The sequence below is a fragment of the Pseudomonas sp. NFACC56-3 genome, from assembly GCF_900100025.1.
GTDB classification, from domain to species: Bacteria; Pseudomonadota; Gammaproteobacteria; order Pseudomonadales; family Pseudomonadaceae; genus Aquipseudomonas; species Aquipseudomonas fluorescens_AA.
Window position 1 is genome coordinate 41392 of the sequence record NZ_FMTK01000009.1, and the last position, 18370, is coordinate 59761.

At 64.3% G+C, this 18370-nt stretch carries 10 protein-coding genes and 2 pseudogenes; 3 read left to right on the forward strand and 9 right to left on the reverse strand.

What is annotated here, in order from left to right:
* Positions 1-53: 53 nt before the first annotated feature.
* Positions 54-2579, forward strand: a complete 2526-nt coding sequence (locus BLO80_RS14410; protein ID WP_175459504.1) for a PepSY domain-containing protein — start codon at positions 54-56, stop codon at positions 2577-2579.
* Positions 2580-2713: 134 nt separating this feature from the next.
* Here BLO80_RS14410 and BLO80_RS14415 read toward each other — a convergent pair whose 3' ends face one another.
* The 4 genes from BLO80_RS14415 to ptsP all read right to left on the reverse strand — a co-directional run bounded on the left by BLO80_RS14415 (position 2714) and on the right by ptsP (position 10032).
* Positions 2714-4255, reverse strand: a complete 1542-nt coding sequence (locus tag BLO80_RS14415) for an alkaline phosphatase D family protein (protein ID WP_092328511.1) — start codon at positions 4253-4255, stop codon at positions 2714-2716.
* A 214-nt stretch (positions 4256-4469) separates the two neighbouring features.
* Complete coding sequence (locus tag BLO80_RS14420) at positions 4470-6212, reverse strand: PTS fructose-like transporter subunit IIB (RefSeq protein ID WP_092328513.1); 1743 nt, start codon at positions 6210-6212, stop codon at positions 4470-4472.
* 14 nt (positions 6213-6226) lie between these two features.
* On the reverse strand, positions 6227-7168 hold the full coding sequence (gene pfkB, locus BLO80_RS14425) for a 1-phosphofructokinase (RefSeq protein ID WP_092328516.1): 942 nt from the start codon (positions 7166-7168) through the stop codon (positions 6227-6229).
* Positions 7168-10032 carry a phosphoenolpyruvate--protein phosphotransferase gene (gene ptsP, locus BLO80_RS14430; RefSeq protein ID WP_092328518.1) on the reverse strand — a complete coding sequence of 955 codons (2865 nt, stop codon included), beginning with the start codon at positions 10030-10032 and terminating at the stop codon, positions 7168-7170. The genes pfkB and ptsP overlap by 1 nt, the downstream gene beginning before the upstream one ends.
* Before the next feature lie 289 nt (positions 10033-10321).
* On the opposite strand from ptsP, the gene cra reads away from it, so the two are divergent.
* Positions 10322-11317, forward strand: coding sequence for a catabolite repressor/activator (gene cra / locus BLO80_RS14435; RefSeq protein ID WP_092328521.1), 996 nt, complete (start codon positions 10322-10324; stop codon positions 11315-11317).
* Positions 11318-11337: 20 nt separating this feature from the next.
* Positions 11338-12114 carry a TatD family hydrolase gene (locus tag BLO80_RS14440; RefSeq protein WP_092328523.1) on the forward strand — a complete coding sequence of 259 codons (777 nt, stop codon included), beginning with the start codon at positions 11338-11340 and terminating at the stop codon, positions 12112-12114.
* Between the two features lie 119 nt (positions 12115-12233).
* Here the strand turns inward: BLO80_RS14440 and BLO80_RS30635 are convergent.
* From BLO80_RS30635 to BLO80_RS14460, 5 genes and pseudogenes are all read right to left on the reverse strand, one after another.
* Positions 12234-12806 (reverse strand): annotated as a pseudogene (locus tag BLO80_RS30635) (methyl-accepting chemotaxis protein); the annotation flags it as partial.
* Positions 12807-13091: 285 nt separating this feature from the next.
* Positions 13092-14231, reverse strand: a pseudogene (locus tag BLO80_RS30640) (HAMP domain-containing protein); the annotation flags it as partial.
* A gap of 311 nt (positions 14232-14542) precedes the next feature.
* Positions 14543-15379 (reverse strand): regulatory signaling modulator protein AmpE, encoded by an 837-nt coding sequence (gene ampE, locus BLO80_RS14450; protein WP_092328530.1) that lies wholly within the window; start codon positions 15377-15379, stop codon positions 14543-14545.
* Positions 15376-15936 (reverse strand): 1,6-anhydro-N-acetylmuramyl-L-alanine amidase AmpD, encoded by a 561-nt coding sequence (gene ampD, locus BLO80_RS14455; RefSeq protein WP_092328533.1) that lies wholly within the window; start codon positions 15934-15936, stop codon positions 15376-15378. Before ampD ends, ampE begins: the two co-directional genes overlap by 4 nt.
* A 64-nt stretch (positions 15937-16000) precedes the next feature.
* Positions 16001-18214, reverse strand: a complete 2214-nt coding sequence (locus BLO80_RS14460; RefSeq protein WP_092328535.1) for a DUF1631 domain-containing protein — start codon at positions 18212-18214, stop codon at positions 16001-16003.
* Positions 18215-18370: the final 156 nt, after the last annotated feature.

An 18370-nucleotide genomic window follows, 5' to 3' on the forward strand; every position in this document is an offset into this window, starting at 1 on the left:
CACGGCATAATGCGCACCGTGATGAACAGTACTAGATGAACAAGGCGGGCGACGTGTTGAAGAAAACCCTGTTCCAGTTGCACTGGTTTTTCGGCATCAGTGCCGGGCTGGTCCTGGCATTGATGGGCGTTACCGGGGCGGTGGTGTCGTTTCAGGATGAAATCCTGCGGGCCTTGAACCCGCAGGTGCTGACGGTCGAGAAGCAACCGGCCGGCGTCTTGCCGCCCGCCGAGCTGGTGGAGCAGATCGAAGCCGCCTCCGGCAAGACCGTCGCCATGCTCTGGGTCGAGACCGACAGCGGCAACGCCGCGCGGGTGATCTTCGCGGCGCCCCCCGGGGGAAAACGTGATGCCATGCGCTATTTCGACCCCTACACCGCACAGTTCATGGGAGAGGTGACCGGCCAGGATTTCTTTGGCCTGATGCTCAGGCTGCACCGCGTCCTGACCCTGGATGACGTGGGTCGGCAAATCACCGGGGCCTGCACGCTGATCCTGGTGTTCTTCTGCCTGTCCGGGTTATACCTGCGTTGGCCACGCCAATGGAAAAGCTGGCGCGCCTGGCTGACCCTCGACTGGGGGAAAAAAGGCCGTAGCTTCAATTGGGACCTGCACTCGGTGGCGGGCACCTGGTGCCTGGTGTTCTATCTGCTGGCGGCACTGACCGGGCTGACCTGGTCCTACGACTGGTACAACAAAGGCGTGACCCGCCTGCTTTCCGATTCGCCGGAAGAGGAACGGGTGCGCAATCGCGGCCCGGCGCCAAGCGGCCCACTGCCCGTGGCCGATTACCGGGCCATGTGGAGCAGCATCTACAGCGCCGCCGGCCCGGGCCTGTCCGCCTACAACGTGCGCATGCCGCCCGTGGCCGGGCAGCCGGCGACCGTGCTCTACCTGCTGAAAAACTCACCTCACGACCGGGCGCTGAACCAGCTCATCCTCGACCCGGCCACCGGTGTCATCAGCCGGCATAGCCGCTACAGCGACAAGAGCCTCAAGGCGCAGTTGCTGACCAGTGTCTATGCCCTGCATATCGGCAGCTACTTCGGCCTGGTCGGGCGGATCCTGGTGACCGTCGCCGCGCTGAGCATGCCCCTGTTCTTCATCACCGGCTGGTTGCTGTACCTGGACCGTCGCCGCAAGAAACGCCAGGCCAGAAACGCCCGCCAGGCCCTGAGCGCCAACCCGACCGATGCGCCGGCCTGGCTGATCGGTTTCGCCAGCCAGAGCGGTTTCGCCGAGCGACTGGCCTGGCAGACTGCCGGCCAACTCCAGGCCGCCGGCTTGCCGGTGAAGGTCCAGCCATTGGCCGATGTTCGCGAGCAAGACCTGAACAACGCCAGCCACGCGCTGTTTGTCGTCAGCACCTTTGGCGACGGCGAAGGGCCGGACAGCGCCCGCGGCTTCGAACGCAAGGTGCTGGGCCAGGCCTTGAGCCTGGAGCGCTTGCAGTATTCGGTGCTGGGCCTGGGCGACCGGCAATATGAACACTTCTGCGGTTTCGCCCGGCGCCTGCACGCCTGGCTGGCGGAGCACGGCGGCAAGACCCTGTTCGCGCCGGTGGAAGTCGACAGCGGCGACCCTTACGCCCTGCGTCACTGGCAACAACAACTGGCCGAACTGACCGGACAGGCGCCTGCCGACACCTGGCAGCCTCCCAGTTTTGAAAACTGGACCCTCAGCCAACGTACCCTGCTCAACCCCGACAGCAGCGGCTCGGGCGTGTACCTGCTGGGCCTCACCGCCCCCGGGCCGAGCAGTTGGCTGGCCGGTGACCTGGTGGAAATCCTGCCGCGCAATGACCTGGGGGCCATCGAGCACTTCCTCGATGGCCTCGGCCTCTCCGGCCAGGCGCGCGTGCAAGTCGATGGCCTGCCCCAGAGCCTCAATCAGGCCCTGGCGACCCGCCAACTGCCGCAAAACCGCGCCCACCTGGTCGGCCTGCATGCCCAGGCGCTGGTGGAGGCGCTGGCACCGCTGGCCATGCGCGAATACTCCATCGCCTCGATCCCGGCCGACGGCGTGCTGGAGCTGATCGTGCGCCAGGAACGTCACGTCGACGGCAGCCTGGGCATCGGTTCCGGCTGGCTGACCGAACACGCACCGCTGGGCAGCGCCATCAGCCTGCGGCTGCGTCGCAACAGCAGCTTCCATCTGCCGCCCCAGGGCGTGCCGATGATCCTGCTGGGCAACGGCACCGGCCTGGCGGGCCTGCGCAGCCTGCTCAAGGCCCGCGTCACCGAGGGCATGCAGCGCAACTGGCTGCTGTTTGGCGAGCGCAACCGCGAGCACGATTTCCACTGCCGCGATGAGTTGCAGGAATGGGTGACCTCCGGCGACCTGGAACGCCTGGACCTGGCCTTCTCCCGGGATCAGAAGCGGAAGATCTACGTCCAGGACCGTCTGCTGGAATCGGCCGCGCTGCTCAAGCAGTGGGTGGCCGACGGCGCGGCGATCTATGTCTGCGGCAGCTTGCAGGGCATGGCATCCGGGGTGGATCACGTGCTCAACAACATACTGGGGCGCGAGGAAGTGGAGCGACTGATCGAGCAGGGGCGGTATCGGCGGGATGTCTACTGATCCTGGCCGCAACATCATCCCTGTGGGAGCGAGCTTGCTCGCGATAGCGAATCTTCAGTCAACACTTCATTGACTGACACACTGCTATCGCGAGCAAGCTCGCTCCCACATTGGTTTTGTGGCGGACTTCAGATTCAAACCGGCTGCAACTTCTTCTCGAACACCGCCACCCCTTCCAGATCCCGCAACACCACGCTCATCTCCCCGCTCGGCCCATCGATGTTCACCTCGCCAAAGAATTGATACCCGGCGAACGGCGAGGTGTTCTGGGCCGGGGGGGCTTTCTGGAACACCACTTCCGGGCCGAAGGTCTTGTCCAGGGCATTGGGCCCGAAGCTACCGGCGTTCAATGGCCCGGCGACGAACTCCCAGAACGGTTCGAAATCCTGGAACGCGGCGTGTTCGGGGTGGTAGTGATGGGCGGCGCAATAGTGGACGTCGGCGGTGAGCCAGACGTAGTTGCGCACCTGATGCTTGCGCAGGTAACCCAACAATTCGGCGATCTCCAGCTCACGCCCCTGGGCCGCGCCCGGGTCACCGTTGGCGACCGCTTCCCAACGCGGCACGCCGGGGCTGACCTCACCATCCGGCACACCGAGGCCGATGGGCATGTCGGCGGCGATGACTTTCCACTGGGCGCGGGATTGCTTCAACTCGCGCTTGAGCCAATTCAATTGCTCACGCCCCAGGAACGGTTTGGCCGCGCCGAGGTTGGCGTCGTTGGCTTCGCGGTAACTGCGCATGTCCAGCACGAACACATCCAGCAGTGGCCCGTAACCGAGCTTGCGGTAGATCCGGCCGCCGCCGTCGGCCTTCTGCTGGCGCATCGGTGAGTATTCCAGCCAGGCCTGTCGCGCGCGCCCCACCAGGCTTTGGATATCCTTGGTCTGGTAACGCTCGTCCAATTGCTTGCCCGGCGACCAGTTGTTGACCACCTCATGGTCGTCCCACTGCCAGATCTGTGGCACTTCGGCATTGAAGCGGCGTACGTTTTCATCCATCAGGTTGTAGCGATAGTTGCCGCGATACTCATCCAGGGTTTCGGCGACCTTGCTCTTGGCCTCGGTGGTGAGGTTGCGCCAGATGCGTCCACCCTCGGCGGTGATTTGCGCCGGCACCGGGCCGTCGGCGTAGATGGTGTCGCCGCTGTGGATAAAGAAATCCGGCAGGCGCAGGCGCATGGCTTCGTAGATGCGCATGCCGCCAATGTCCGGGTTGATCCCGAAACCCTGGCCGACGGTGTCGCCGCTCCAGACAAAACGGATGTTGCGCTTGAACTGCGGCACGCTGCGCAGGTGGCCGAGCCAGGGTTCGCTGGCAACCCCGCTTTGGGCGTCCTCGAAGTGCACACGGTAGAAAATCGCCTGGTCGCGGGGCAACCCGGTGAGCTCGACCCGGGCGGTGAAATCACTGCGGGCATCGGCCACGGGCGAGACGAAGCGACGGGGATTGGTGAACTTGCTGCGGGTGTCCCACTCCACCACCATCCGCGCCGGACGGTCGCTGCGGCTCCAGATCATCGCCCGGTCGCCCTGCAAGTCGCCAGACTGCACACCGTCGGTGAGCACCGGGCGATCCTTGACCGAAGCCATCACCGCCGGCGCCAGCCCCGGCAACAACAACCCCGCCCCCACGGCTTGCATCACCCGACGACGGCCCAAGTCGAATTCGCTCATGGTGTTCTCCCTTGAAATGGGAAAACTTAAGCATGGCTGTGTGAAGTGGGTGTGACAGGGATTTCATGCACGCCCAAAACCAATGTGGGAAACCAATGTGGGAGCGAGCTTGCTCGCGATGGCGGAGTGTCAGGCAACCCAGTTGTCGACTGATACACCGCTATCGCGAGCAAGCTCGCTCCCACCGGGGGACTTCATTGCTTCAAAGAAGCGATCAGGCCTTCGCCGGCTCCAACGCCATCTCCACCACCTCAGGCCGCTTGAGCAGCGCGTACACCACTGCCGTCAGCAGGCTCCCCGCCACGATCGCCAGCAAGTACAACAACGCATGGTTGATGGCGTTGGGGATCAGCATCACGAACAGGCCGCCGTGGGGGGCCATGAGCTTGCAGCCGAAGTACATCGACAACGCACCGGTCAACGCACCGCCGGCGACGCTCGCCGGGATCACCCGCAGCGGATCCTTGGCCGCGAACGGGATCGCGCCTTCGGAGATGAAGCACAGTCCCAGCACCAGTGCCGCTTTACCGGCCTCGCGCTCGGTCTGGGCAAATTTGCGCCGGGCGATGAACGTGGCGATGCCCAGGCCAATGGGCGGCACCATGCCGGCAGCCATGGTCGCGGCCATCGGTGCATAACTCTGCGAAGCCAGCAGCCCCACCGAAAACGCATAGGCGGCCTTGTTGATCGGTCCGCCGAGGTCGACGCACATCATCGCCCCCAGCAGCACGCCCAGCAGAATCGCATTGGTGGTGCCCATGCTGTCGAGGAAGTGGGTCAAAGCGTCGAGCATGCCCGCCACCGGTTTGCCGACGATGTAGATCATCACCAGGCCGGTGAACAGGCTCGCCAGCAGCGGGATGATCAGGATCGGCTTGAGCGCTTCCAGGCTCTGGGGCAAGCGCGCGTAGCGGCTGATCGCCTTGGCCGCGTAACCGGCCAGGAAACCGGCGATGATCCCGCCAATGAAGCCGGCGCCCAGGGTGCTCGCCAGCATCCCGCCGATCATGCCGGGCGCCAGGCCCGGCCGGTCGGCGATGGAATAGGCGATGTAGCCGGCCAGCAACGGCACCATCAACTTGAACGCGGTCTCGCCGCCGATCTGCATCAGCGCGGCCGCCAGGGTTCCAGGCTCCTTGAAGGCCTCGATGCCGAACACGAACGACAAGGCGATCATCAAACCACCGGCCACCACCATCGGCAGCATGAACGACACGCCCGTCAGCAGGTGCTTGTAGGCGCCGGTCTTCTCCGACTTGGCCGGGGCGCTGGCGCCGCTCGACGCGCTTTCCTGGCGACCTTCGACCAGCGCTTTGTTCAGCGTCGCTTCAGCCTGTTTCAAAGCGATGCCCGTGCTGCAACGGTAGATCTTCTTGCCGGCAAACCGCTCGGTGGCGACTTCAATGTCGGTCGCCAGCAACACCACGTCCGCTTCGGCGATGGCCTCGGCGCTCAACGGATTGCGCGCCCCCACCGAACCCTGGGTTTCCACTTGCAGGTCATAGCCAAGCTTCGTCGCCGCCTGCTGCAAGGCCTCGGCGGCCATGAAGGTATGGGCGACGCCCGTTGGGCATGCCGTGATGGCGACCAGGCGCGGGGCCCGCTCGGCCGACGCCGCCGGCTCTTGCGCGAACAGGTCTGCCTCGCCCAGAACCTCAGCCTCTACGGCGCCACGACGCAACACCGCATCAACGTCCTGGAGGGCCAGGGCCGGTGTGCTGCGAAACACCCGCTTGCCGACGAACCGCGACAGGTCCACCGGGCCGCTGGCGACCAGCAACACCCACTCCGCCGCTTCGAGGGTCGCCGCCGACAACTGGCGTTCCGGATGGGCCGCGTCATGGACCTCGACGCTGGTGCTCCAACCCTGGCGCTGCGCCGCGGCGTCCAGCAGGCGGGCGCACAACACACTGGTAACCATGCCGTTCGGGCAGGCCGTCACAATGGCTAGTTTCATTCTTGCGAACCCTCTTATTGTTCTGTCAGGGGGCGCACGCGCACGCCCTGTTCAAGCGACGCCAGCACTGCGGTGTCGTGGATGCCAAAACCGATCTGCGTGACCGCCATGGCGGCGATGGCCGTGGCAGTGCGCAGTGTCTGTTCCGGGGTGTCGGCGCTAAGCAGCCCATGGAGCATGCCCGCCAGCAGCGAATCCCCGGCGCCCACGGTACTGGCGACGCTGACCTTGGGCGGCGAGGCATGCAACGCCGCACCGACGCTGAACCAGTTCACGCCATCGGCACCGTGGGAAATCACCACATGCTCGATACCCTGGGCATGCAGGCGCTGCGCCGCTTGCGCCTGGGCCGCTTCGCTCACCACCTCGCACCCCAGCGCATCGGCCAGTTCCTCGGTGTTCGGCTTGATCAGCCAAGGCCCCGCCGCCAGGGCAACGCGCAAGGCTTCGCCACTGGTGTCGAGGGCCACGTTCAGGCCGAGTGCCTTCAAGCGTGCGATCAATGCCTGCAACCATTGCGGGCTGACGCCCCGGGGCAAGCTGCCCGCCACCACGACCACGTCGTGGCCGGGGGCGATCTGCTCCAAACGCGCCAGCAAGGCCTGCTGTGCGGCGGCATCGACCACCGGGCCTGGCCCGTTGAGGTCAGTGATGCGCCCATCCTGCTCGGCCAGCTTGATATTGCTGCGGGTCTCGCCGGGGACACGGATAAAGGCGTCGACAAACCCGCGCTGGACGAACAGCGTCTCGAACACCTGGGCGTTGTCTTCGCCCAGAAAGCCACTGACCGTCAGCGTATGACCGAGGTCTGCCAGCACCTGGGCCACGTTCACGCCTTTGCCGGCGGCATGGGTGTGCATGTCGTCACTGCGGTTGACCTGCCCTGGTTCCAGGCGCGCCAGTTCCACCGTAAGGTCGAGCGCCGGGTTGAGGGTCAGGGTTAAAATCTTCGCCATTACAGCGCCTCCACTAATGCGCGCACGTCATCGGCGCTGCCCACGGCCAAGGCCGCTTGGGCCAGGGTTTGGACTTGCGCCAGGCTCAGTTCGCGAACCCGCGCCTTGACCTCGGCAATGCTACGGGCGGAGACACTCAGCTCGTCCACGCCCAGGCCCACCAGCACCGGCACCGCCAGCGGATCGGCCGCCAATTCGCCACACACACCGACCCATTTGCCATGGGCATGGGCGGCGCGCACGGTGATGTCGATCAGTTGCAGCACCGCCGGATGCAAGCCATCGGCCTGGGCCGAAAGGGTCGGATGCCCCCGGTCGATGGCCAGGGTGTATTGCGTCAGGTCATTGGTGCCGACGCTGAAGAAGTCGACTTCCTTGGCCAGCACGGGCGCGAGCAACGCGGCGGACGGCACTTCGATCATGATCCCCAGTTGCAGGTCCGCCACGGGGATTTCCAGGCGCAGGCGCTCGGTCATGTCCCGGGCCTGGCGCCACTCGTCGACGCTGCCCACCATCGGGAACATGATCCGCAGCGGCCGGCTGTCCGCCGAGCGCAACAGGGCCCGCAGTTGCGCTTCCATGACCTGCGGGCGCTGCAACGTCAGGCGAATGCCTCGCACGCCGAGGAACGGGTTCTCTTCTTTCGCGATCGGCCAGTACGGCAGCGGTTTGTCGCCGCCCACATCCAGGGTGCGCACCACCAGCGGCCGCCCGCCCAGGCCATCGAGCACCTTGCGGTATTCGGCTTCCTGGGTCGCTTCGTCCGGCGCCTGGCTGTGGGCCATGAAAATCAGTTCGGTGCGCAACAGGCCAATGCCTTCGGCGCCCTGCTCCACCGCGCTGGCGACGCCGGCGCTTTCGCCGATGTTGGCGAACACTTCCACGGCATGCCCGTCACGGGTCAGCGCCGGTTCGTGGCGCTGCTCGGCCGCGACCTTGAGACGCTGTTCGCGGGTGTCGCGTTCTTCCTTGGCGCGCTGCAACGTGGCGGCGTCAGGGTCCACGTGCAGGCGACCGCGCTGGCCATCCAGCAGCAAGGACGTGCCCGGCGCCAGCAGCAATACCGCCGCCCCCGCGCCCACCAGCGCCGGAATGCCCAGGGCACGGGCGACGATGGCGCTGTGGGCGGTGGCGCCGCCACGGGCGGTGAGAATCCCCGCCACACGGGTCGGGTCCAGGCGGGCCACGTCGGACGGGCCGACTTCGTCCATGACCAGGATGTAGGGTTGATCGGGCTCGTTCGGGGTTTCGACGCCACACAGTTGCGCCAGCACCCGACGGCCGACGTCTCGCAGATCGGCGGCCCGTTCGGCCAGCAAGGCATCCTGCAAGGCTTCCTGCTCCTTGGCGGCGGCTTCGATCACGCCCATCCACGCCGCTTGCGCACTCTCGCCCAGCTTCAAGCGGGTGTCGACTTCGTCGGTCAGTTCCGGGTCGTCGAGCATTTCCTGGTGGGTGATGAAGATTTCGCGGATGGCCTTGGCCTTGGCGCGCTCGATCAGGCTCTGGATGTCACGGCGCACCTGGTTCAAGGCGTTCTGCAGGCGCTCGCGCTCGATGGCCGCCGATTCACCGCGCAGCGGATAGTCGATGGCCTGCAATACCTGGATGTGCGCCGGGCCGATGGCGATGCCCGGGGCGGCGGCGACGGCCTGGATCAGGCTGCCGGATTCGGGCGCCAGCATGACGGTCGCGACCTCGGCCATCACGGTTTCCCGTGGCGCACTCGGTGGCGGCAACGGTTCGACCTCTTCGCCCAGGCCTTCTTCGATGGCGGCCAGCAGTGCCGGCAACGCGTCGTTGGCAATGCTCGGTTCGGCGATGAACTCCAAGACCTGGCCGCGACGGGCGCCCAGGCTCAGCAGTTTGCTCAAGCTCTTGGCCGACACGGCGCTGTCCTGGCCGTCGACAATGCGCACGCGGATTTCGCCGTCGAAGCTTTTCGCCAACTGGGCGAGGATCTTCGCCGGGCGTGCATGCAGGCCATGGGCGTTGGCCAGGCCGATGCGCGCGCTGGGCCAGTCGGCGGGCAATTCACCGCCGAGCACTTCCAAGACCTTGCGGCTACTGGTGGCGCGGCCCAGTTCGTGGCCGCGGCCTTCGATCAGCAAGGCGCAGAGCCTTTCCAGCAAGGCCTGGTGGGCCTCGCCGAGGCTGGCGAGGCAGAACAGACCACTCAACGGTTGGCCCAGGTAACGGATGGGTTTGTCCGGGGTGACGAACGCCAGGCCCGGGCGCTTGACGGTCTGTTCGCTGTGCAGCCACCACAAGCCATCGCCCAGGGGCAGCGCCTCGACTTGCTGCAACACGCCGGCAAAGCCATTGCTCACGCAGTCGGCCTGGCGCAACAGGCGAGCGCCGCGCCATACCAGTTCTTCAAAATCGTCAGCCGACACACCGAGGCCGATCATCTGGGCATCCAGGGCCAGTTCCTGCGGCGCGCCTTGCAGCAGCTTCAGCAACGCTTCGGCGGAACCGGCGCGGCGCAAGGCCTGGCCCAGGTCCGTCTCGCCGAGGGCGCGGGTCAGCAGTTGCAGCAGGCGCAGGTGTTCATCGGACTTGGCGGCGATGCCGATGGCCAGGTAGACAATCTGACCATCGCCCCAGTCCACGCCGTCGGGGAATTGCAGCAGGCGCACGCCGGTGGAATAGACCAGGTTGCGGGTCTGCGGGGTGCCGTGGGGGATGGCAATACCTTGGCCAAGAAAGGTCGAACCCTGGGCTTCACGGGCCTGCAAGCCAGCGAGGTAGCCCTCGGCTACCAGGCCATCGGCCACCAGTTTGTCGGCAAGCAGTTGCAGCGCAGCGTCTTTATCCACGGCCGTCTGCGCCATGGATATCTGCTCTAGAGTGAGCTCGAGCATGCTTTCTCCTTTTTGGCGTCCGGGTTGGCGCCAGGTATTGTTTTGAATGAATCAGCTTAGCGTTACAGGACGGTTTTTGGCGGTATCGCGGCAGCACGGCCAAAAATCCTGATAGCCTTGAAAATACGCTTGCTGAAACGTTTAATCTAGAAAGATTGGCACGTTACTCGATAATCTCTCATCGTTGAAGTGCAACTTGTCGTAAGCGCTTGGGCGGTAACCGTCAGCTTGAATCGGGTAGGATGGCCCTAATCCTCGGGACTCACTCGAAAAAACAAGGAATACCGGGTTGAAACTCAGTGATATTGCTCAATTGGCCGGTGTGTCCGTCACCACCGCCAGCTATGTCATCAACGGCAAGGCCGAACAGCAACGCATCAGCAGCGCCACCGTCGAACGGGTGCGGGCGGTGGTCGAGGAACATGGCTTCACGCCCAATCCCCAGGCCGCCGGGCTGCGCAGCCGGCACACCCGCACCCTGGGTTTCATCCTGCCAGACCTGGAAAACCCCAGTTACGCACGCATCGCCAAGTTGCTGGAACAAGGCGCCCGGGCTCGGGGCTATCAGTTGCTGATCGCCAGCTCCGATGATGCGCCCGACAGTGAACGGCAGCTGTTGCAATTGTTCCGCGCCCGGCGCTGCGATGCGCTGATCGTCGCCAGTTGCCTGCCGGCCGGCGACGACAGCTACCTGCAGTTGCAGGCCAAGGGCATTCCGATCATCGCCATCGACCGGGTGATGGAACCGGCGCATTTCTGCTCGGTGATCAGCGACGACCGCCAGGCCAGCCTGCACCTGACGCGCAGCCTGCTGGAGACCCACCCTCGACAAATCGCCTTGATCAGCGCCCGCCCCGAATTGAGCATCAGCCAGGAACGGGCCGCAGGTTTTCGCGAAGCCTTGGCCGGGTTCGAGGGCCAGGTGTTGATCGAGCATGGCGAGTCGTTCAGCCGTGAATGCGGCCGTCAGTTGATGGATGAAATGCTCGCGCGCCTGGGGCATCTGCCCGATGCGCTGATCACCACGTCCTATGTGCTGCTGCAAGGGGTGTTCGATGCCCTGCATGATTTCCCGCTCAAGTCGCGGCCATTACGCCTGGGCACGTTTGGTGACACGCAGTTGCTGGATTTCCTGCCGCTGCCGGTCAATGCCATGTCCCAACAACATCAGTTGATCGCCGCCAAGGCCCTAGAACTGGCCCTGGCAGCCATCGAAAACGATGACTACCAGCCTGGCGTGCAGGCCATCGCCCGGACGTTCAAGCAGCGGATCCACCAGGGCTGACGTTTCCTCAGGATTGATGCATGGAGTTGATCGACACCCACACCCACCTGGACTTCCCGGACTTTGACGCGGACCGCCCGGCGCTGCTGGCCGAAAGCCGCGCCTTGGGCGTGCGGCAGATGGTGGTGCTGGGCGTGTACCGGGACAATTGGCAGCGGGTCTGGGACCTGGTGCAAAGCGACCCGGACCTGCATGCCGCCCTGGGCCTGCACCCGGTGTACCTCGACCAGCATCGACCCGACGACGTGGCGCTGTTGCGCGACTGGCTGAGCCGCCTGGCCGGGCACCGGCAATTGTGTGCAGTGGGCGAGATCGGCCTGGACTATTACATCGAGACCCTGGACCGTGACCGCCAGCAAGCGCTGTTCGAAGCGCAACTGGAACTGGCCGTGGCGTTCGAACTGCCGGCACTGATCCACGTGCGCCGCAGCCATGCCGCCGTGATCGCGACCCTCAAGCGCATCCGCCCCACCCGGGCGGGGATCATCCATGCCTTCGCCGGCAGTTTTGAAGAGGCCCGCGAATACCTCAAGCTCGGCTTCAAGCTTGGCCTTGGCGGTGCGGCGACCTGGCCTCAGGCCCTGCGCATGCACCGGGTGCTGGCGAAACTGCCGCTGGATGCGGTGGTGCTGGAAACCGACTCACCGGACATGGCCCCGGCGATGTTTGCGGGGCAGCGCAACAGCCCGGCGCACTTGCCGGCGATTTGCGAGGCGCTGGCCGGGATCATGGCGGTGACGCCCGAGCGACTGGCCGAGGCCAGCACCGCCAACGCCCGCGATTTGTTCAACTGGTAAAAAACCTGTGGGAGCGGGCTTGCTCGCGAAGGCGGTGTGTCAGTCAGAACATCATTGGCAGACACTCGGCCTTCGCGAGCAAGCCCGCTCCCACATGGGATCCGTGGCGGACATAGCGATCACACCCGAAACGCATTGATCAGTTGCTTGAGCTGCACCACCTGGGCAGACAGCTCACGGCTGGCGTTTTCGGTCTGGTGCGCGCCTTCGGCCGTGCGTTCGCCGGCGCGGTTGATCTCGACGATGTTCTGGTCGATGTCGTGGGCCACGGCCGTCTGCTGCTCCACGGCAGCGGCGATCTGCTGGTTCTGGTCGACGATCATGCCGACCGCACCGAGGATATTTTCCAGGGCCTGTTGGACCTTCTCCGATTGACCGACCGTGCCACTGGCCATCTCATGACTGGTGCCCATCGCCTTGACGGCGGCACCGACACCGCCATGCAGGCGGGCGATCATCGCTTCGATTTCTTCGGTCGATTGCTGGGTCCGCTTGGCCAGGGTCCGCACTTCATCGGCCACCACCGCAAAACCCCGCCCCTGTTCACCGGCACGGGCGGCTTCGATGGCGGCATTGAGGGCCAGCAGGTTGGTCTGCTCGGCGATACTCTTGATCACATCCAGCACGCGGCTGATGGCCTGGCTGTCGGTCGCCAGTTGGTTGATCACCTGCACCGACTGATCGATCTCACTGGCCAAGCGGGCGATGCTGCCCTGCTGCGACTCCACCAGCCCGCGCCCGCTGAGGGTCTCGTCGTTCACGCTGTGGGCACTGCTTACGGCAGCGGCTGCACTGCGGGCCACTTCCTGGGCCGTGGCCGACATCTGGTTCATCGCCGTGGCCACCAGTTCGATCTGGCTGCGCTGGCCGGCGACGGCCTGGTTGCTCTGGGCCGATACCGTTTCCACCCGCCCGGCCTGGCGTTCGACTTCCGCGACGGTGCGGCTGACCTGTTCGATCAGGTCATGGATCTTCGCCACCGTACCGTTGAACACTTCACCCAGTTCGCCCAGCTCATCCTTACTGCGCGCCACGAAATTGACCGTCATGTCCCCCGCCGCCACTTTGTCCATCATCTGGCCCAGGTGTTGGAGGGTGGTGCGGGTCGACGCGTAGAAGCCGGCGTACAGGTAAAAAATCAACAGGAACACCGCCACCAGCGCCACGGCCTGCAGCACCATATGGCTACGATTCTGCTCAAGCCGCTGCTGCAACTGCACACCGAGAAAGCCCTGGGTCGCTTCGTTCAGCCGATAAGTCTGCTCCATCAGGCCGCTGATCTGCTCGAAGAACGCCGGCCACGGTGCATCGAGCGTGTCGGCCATCACCACTTGCTCCTCGATCAGCTCCGACGCTTTCTTGAGGGTGTTCTTGCTACCGTCGGCCTGGGCGCCAAGGGTTTGCCCGGCGGCCTTGCTGGAGCCGAGGGCGTCCTGCAGTTTCAAGTCATACTCGCCCTGGAGCTTTTCGATCTGCGCCAGCAACTCGTCGAAGCGGGTGCTCGATGCCGAATTGAGGAACCCCAGCCCCAACGAGGACGCCCCCAGCGCCCGGCCATCGCCGAGGATCTGGGTGACCTTGGGGGTGGTGCCGATGATCAATTCGCTGAGTTGGCGGATGTCGCTCTGGTTGTCGCGGCTCAGCCCCGCCTGGCTGGCGATGATCTGGCTGAACATCTGGGCGCTGTTGAGCAACTTGCCGATCAGCGCACTTTTGCTCTGCAGGGAGCTTTCCGCCTGCTGGGCCTTGAAAGCACCGATCATCTCATCGCGCTTGGCCTCGAAGGCACTGACCTGCTCGGGCTCGATGGCCATGGCGGTCATGCCTTGCAAGCGCGTGAGGACCTGTTGCTCCAGGCTGCCGATCTTCGCTTCGACATCACCAGCCTTGCCGGACTGCCCCAGGCTGGCGTTGATCTGCACCAGGTTGTTGAGGGTTTCCAGGTCCCGGCGCAGGGCCAGGCTGCTGCCCAGCAGGTCGAGGCTTTGCAGCTCCACCTGGGTGCCCTGGAATTCCCGATAGGAATCACGCACCAGAAAGAAGTTGGTCACCAGCATGGGTAGCAGGAACAGCACGCTGATCAGGCTGAACTTCATGCCGAAGCTCAGGCGGTTCATCAGTGCGACGGCGGGCCAGAGCAAACTCTTCACAAGGAAGCCTCCCGGTAGTGTTCTTATTGTTATGAGCTCGCGCACAGAGACAGCAGAAAGCCACTATTCGGGCGCTGTCCCTGTATAGCCTAAATCGGCGGGGAGATTTGTAACTTAAGGTTAACGAGCCTGGTTGTGGCGAGGGAGCTTGCTCCCGCTGGCCTGCGAAGCAGGCCCCCCGAGTGCCTTCAGGAAAATCGCTTGCCCAGGTTTGCGGTTGCTGCGCAACCGAGCGGGAGCAAGCTCCCTCGCCACAGAAAGCACCTTGACGACAGCTGTCAGGCCAAGACCGTCCACAACGCAAACCCGGCATACCAGAGCACCGCCGCACGCAGCAGCAATTCCCACAGCCGGTCCAAGCTATTGATGCCATCCGGCCCCGCGACAGGCTTGGGAATTTCGCCAGCCACCAGGCCGACCTTGTCGATGAGGTCGGTGGCGCTGATGTTCCAGTTCAACAGCTCATGCAGCATGACCCGGCTGACCGCGACGAAATTGCCCACCAGGGCGAAGCTTGCCGCCAGCAACCGCACCGGCACCCAATCGAAGGCATGGCGCATTTGCGCGGCCCGCTCGGCCACGCCAGGGTTCTGGCTGTGCTCGGCGGCCAGCGCCAGCAGTCGATAGCTCAAGGCCGCGACCGGGCCCAACACGAAGTACCAGAAAATCACCGCGAAAAAGCTCTGGTAGGCCTGCCACAACAAATGCCCCTGGACCCGCTCCAGCAATTGCTCACCGTCATCGGCCTCAATGTCCAGGTCGCGCTTGGCCACATGGGCTGCCGCTTGCAGGTCTTCGCGACGCCAGGCGTCGCGAAACGGCCCGAGGGCGGCCAGCAGATCGCCGCGCCCCAGGCTGTAAATCACCACCAGCAAATGCACCGGCAGCGCCAGCAGACCGTAGGCCACTGGCTCCAGCACCCACAAAAGCAGCGCCAACACGGCCACAGGCAGCAGGACCAGCACCGTCAGCACCAGCCAGGGTCGGTTGACCCACCGTGGGTTCGCCTCGAGCTTGTTCAGCTCGCGCAGCCAACCGCCGTCGCGCTGGACCCGCTGGCGCAAGGCCGAGAATTTCTCGATCCAGACGGCCAGCAGCAACACCAGAAAACTCATTGTCCTTCCCCTTCTGTCAGGGCCGCGCGATAGCGCGCCCAGTCGAATGCCGGTCCCGGATCGGTCTTGCGCCCCGGTGCGATGTCGCTATGCCCGCAGATACGCTGCACAGTGATCGCCCTGAACGCCGCTTGCAACTGCCGGGTCAGGTCCACCAATGCGACATATTGCACGTCGGTGAACGGCAGATCATCCGTGCCCTCAAGCTCGATGCCCAGGGAAAAATCGTTACAGGTCTCACGCCCCTCGAAGCACGAGACGCCCGCATGCCACGCACGATCCAGACAAGAGACAAATTGGGTCACGGCGCCGTCACGCTCGATCAGAAAATGCGCAGAAACCCGCAGGTCGGCGATACCGGCAAAGTAGGGATGTTCCGTGACATCCAGACGATTCTGGAAGAATTCCTGCACCTTGCCGGTGGCGAATTGTGCCGGGGGCAGGCTGATGTTGTGGATCACCAGCAGGGAGATTTCGCCTTCGGGGCGCGCATTGAAGTTGGGCGATGGGCAATGACGCACCCCTTCGCACCAACCGCTCGCGGAGTCCAACTGCATACAGGTTCCTTCGATGACGACGGTGAATGTCGTCAGTATGCCGTGATCGGACCGGGCTGCGCGATCACTTGCCGCGATTGAGCTGGCGCAGATTGCCCAGCACCGACTCCAGCGCCCGGTCGAACAACAGGGTGTCGTCCAACAGCCGCGCCGCGCCGCGACGAAACTCCAGGGCCAGGCTGGTGCGGCTGTGCTCCAGCACCTTGAGGCCGGTGCGATTGACGAAGACGTACTTGCCGGTGGCCTCGATGATCGCCGCCAGCTTGCAACGCAGGGTATTGTCATCGTCCTCCTGGAACTCGACCCAGCTTCCCAAGTGCAACTGGTCGACCTGCAGCAGGCCGACATCATCCGCCGGCAAATGCACCGCCACGCTCTCCCCCGCCGTTTTTTGCGGAGGGTGCAGGACGATTTTTTCCAGCACCTCGACCATGACCGGCGAATCGAACGGCTGGGCCTGTTCCGTTGCCTGGCCCGTGCGTTCAAGCGCCTGCACATGCAGGACTTCCAGCTCACTGAAAAACTCGCTGGTGGCGAACGGGTCGAACGCCGAACGGCTCAGGCCTTCACGCAGGGCCTTGAGCAGCTCCGGCACCATCGCCAGCAAACGCAGGCCGGCGTCCGGTTCGTCATGCGGCTGGACGCTCCAGATCAAATGCTCCAGGGTCAGGACGTCGGCCTGCCACTCGGCGGAGTACTTGCCGTGCTTGAAACAGGTCAGCAACAACACCTGGCTCCAGGCGTGTTGCACGAACTCCACCACGGCTTGCGGCAAGACTTTGCCCAGCATCACCTGGTTCAGCGCCCCTTCGACCCGCTGGCGCGCCAGTTCGGCCTTGGCCCGGCCCTCTTCGGCGTCGCGGATACGCTGCTCAAGCAACTCGCTGCGCCGCCGCTCGTCACTGGTGAAGGCCAGGAAATCGGCCAGCAGCTCGGAGAAAATCGCCGGGTCATCGACGAAATCATTCAGCAGGCGCTGCACGACTTGTTCGATGCGCAAATACAGGCTGTCGCGCTGATGATCGTCGCAATCGCCCCAGCCCGTGGCGGCGGCCGCGATTTCGTTCAGCAGCCGCCGGGCCGGATGATTGCCACGGCTGAAGAAGCTCTTGTCCTGCACCGCGACCTTGAGCATCGGGATCTGCAGGCGGCCGATCAGGGCCTTGAAGGAGTCTGGGAGGTTATGGTCGTCGAGGATGAATTCGAACATCATCGAGATCAGGTTGATCACGTCTTCATCGGCGCCTTCGACCACCCGGGACTTGCCACTCCTGACGCTGACCCGGGTCAACAGTTGTTCGAGCTGGCTACGCAGGTCGAATTCGTCCTGCACGGCAGGCGCTGGCACGTACTGCTGCAAATGCGAGAGCAGCCGCAGCAGGTCACGGGTCGAGATCGGCTGGGGCGGCGCGCTGGCTTCCAGGGTCGGCGCCACACTGCCACGCACTTGCATCAGCAGCTTCTGCAAGGCGGCGAACACTTCCTGCACGCTGTCGTCGACCTCGGCATCGCTGGGCTGGACAGCGATTTCGGCGTTGGGCCTGGGGGTATCCTCGGAGCGATCCGATGCCCGACGAGCCGGGGTCACCTTGAGTTCCGGCAAGATGCCCGTGGCGGCCAGCAACTGGTTGGCCTCGGTATAGAGCTGGTCGCACTCGCTGAGCACATAACGCTCGAAGAGCTTGAGCAGGATCAGCTTGACCTTGATGCCCACGCCCAGGTTACGCCCGGCCTGCAGGAACTTTTCGCACAGCAGTGCCGGGCTCAGGGGGTTGTACTGGTTGGCCAGCGGCCGGTCCAGCAGTACACCGAGCCGGGCCGTCAGTTGCTCCAGCGACACGCCATCGCGCCTGAGCACCCGAGTGACCATGGCCTCGACCGCCAGATGACGTTCCAGCTCATCGTGGGAACGCTGTGTCTGGCCCTCCGGCGCCAGGGCAGGCACCAAGCTGGCGTGGGTCAGGTCGTACTGGGTCAGGCTGACGAAGGTCTCGAAAAACTGCTCGATGAATTCCCGCTCGATGCTTTTGCGCTTCAGGCGCAGGTCCCGCATGGCCTCGAAGTACAGGTTCTGCTCGACGTCGTCGCGCGCCCGGTCGGCCATTTCAAACAAGGTGTCGTCGGCGTTATCGAACAGCCCCTGCAAGCCCAGGCGCAGCTGTTGGGCGGCCTTGTCGCGAACCTGAAGCAGAATCACAGGCAGGCGGGCGAGCGGCGAACGATTCGCCTGATCGGTAGCCACCTTGTGCAAAGGCACTACATTCCCGTCGTTGTGCATCCTGGCCTCCTGAAACGGTTTTCGGTTCGCAACGTCAAAGCTATGACGTCAATCGAAAGGCGGATTATCGGGTAAAACAACCCTGTCGTACCAGCAGACTCTGTGAACCAGCTCGAAATACGGCGCAAATAAGTGACCGGGAAAATGAGGAAATGT

What these genes read in the sequence shown, in the direction of transcription:
- ptsP (WP_092328518.1), bottom strand. Translation starts at nt 10,032, where the DNA reads ATGCTCGAGCTCACTCTAGAGCAGATATCCATGGCGCAGACGGCCGTG.
- BLO80_RS14460 (WP_092328535.1), bottom strand. Translation starts at nt 18,214, where the DNA reads ATGCACAACGACGGGAATGTAGTGCCTTTGCACAAGGTGGCTACCGAT.
- ampD (WP_092328533.1), bottom strand. Translation starts at nt 15,936, where the DNA reads ATGCAGTTGGACTCCGCGAGCGGTTGGTGCGAAGGGGTGCGTCATTGC.
- ampE (WP_092328530.1), bottom strand. Translation starts at nt 15,379, where the DNA reads ATGAGTTTTCTGGTGTTGCTGCTGGCCGTCTGGATCGAGAAATTCTCG.
- pfkB (WP_092328516.1), bottom strand. Translation starts at nt 7,168, where the DNA reads ATGGCGAAGATTTTAACCCTGACCCTCAACCCGGCGCTCGACCTTACG.
- BLO80_RS14440 (WP_092328523.1), top strand. Translation starts at nt 11,338, where the DNA reads ATGGAGTTGATCGACACCCACACCCACCTGGACTTCCCGGACTTTGAC.
- BLO80_RS14420 (WP_092328513.1), bottom strand. Translation starts at nt 6,212, where the DNA reads ATGAAACTAGCCATTGTGACGGCCTGCCCGAACGGCATGGTTACCAGT.
- BLO80_RS14415 (WP_092328511.1), bottom strand. Translation starts at nt 4,255, where the DNA reads ATGAGCGAATTCGACTTGGGCCGTCGTCGGGTGATGCAAGCCGTGGGG.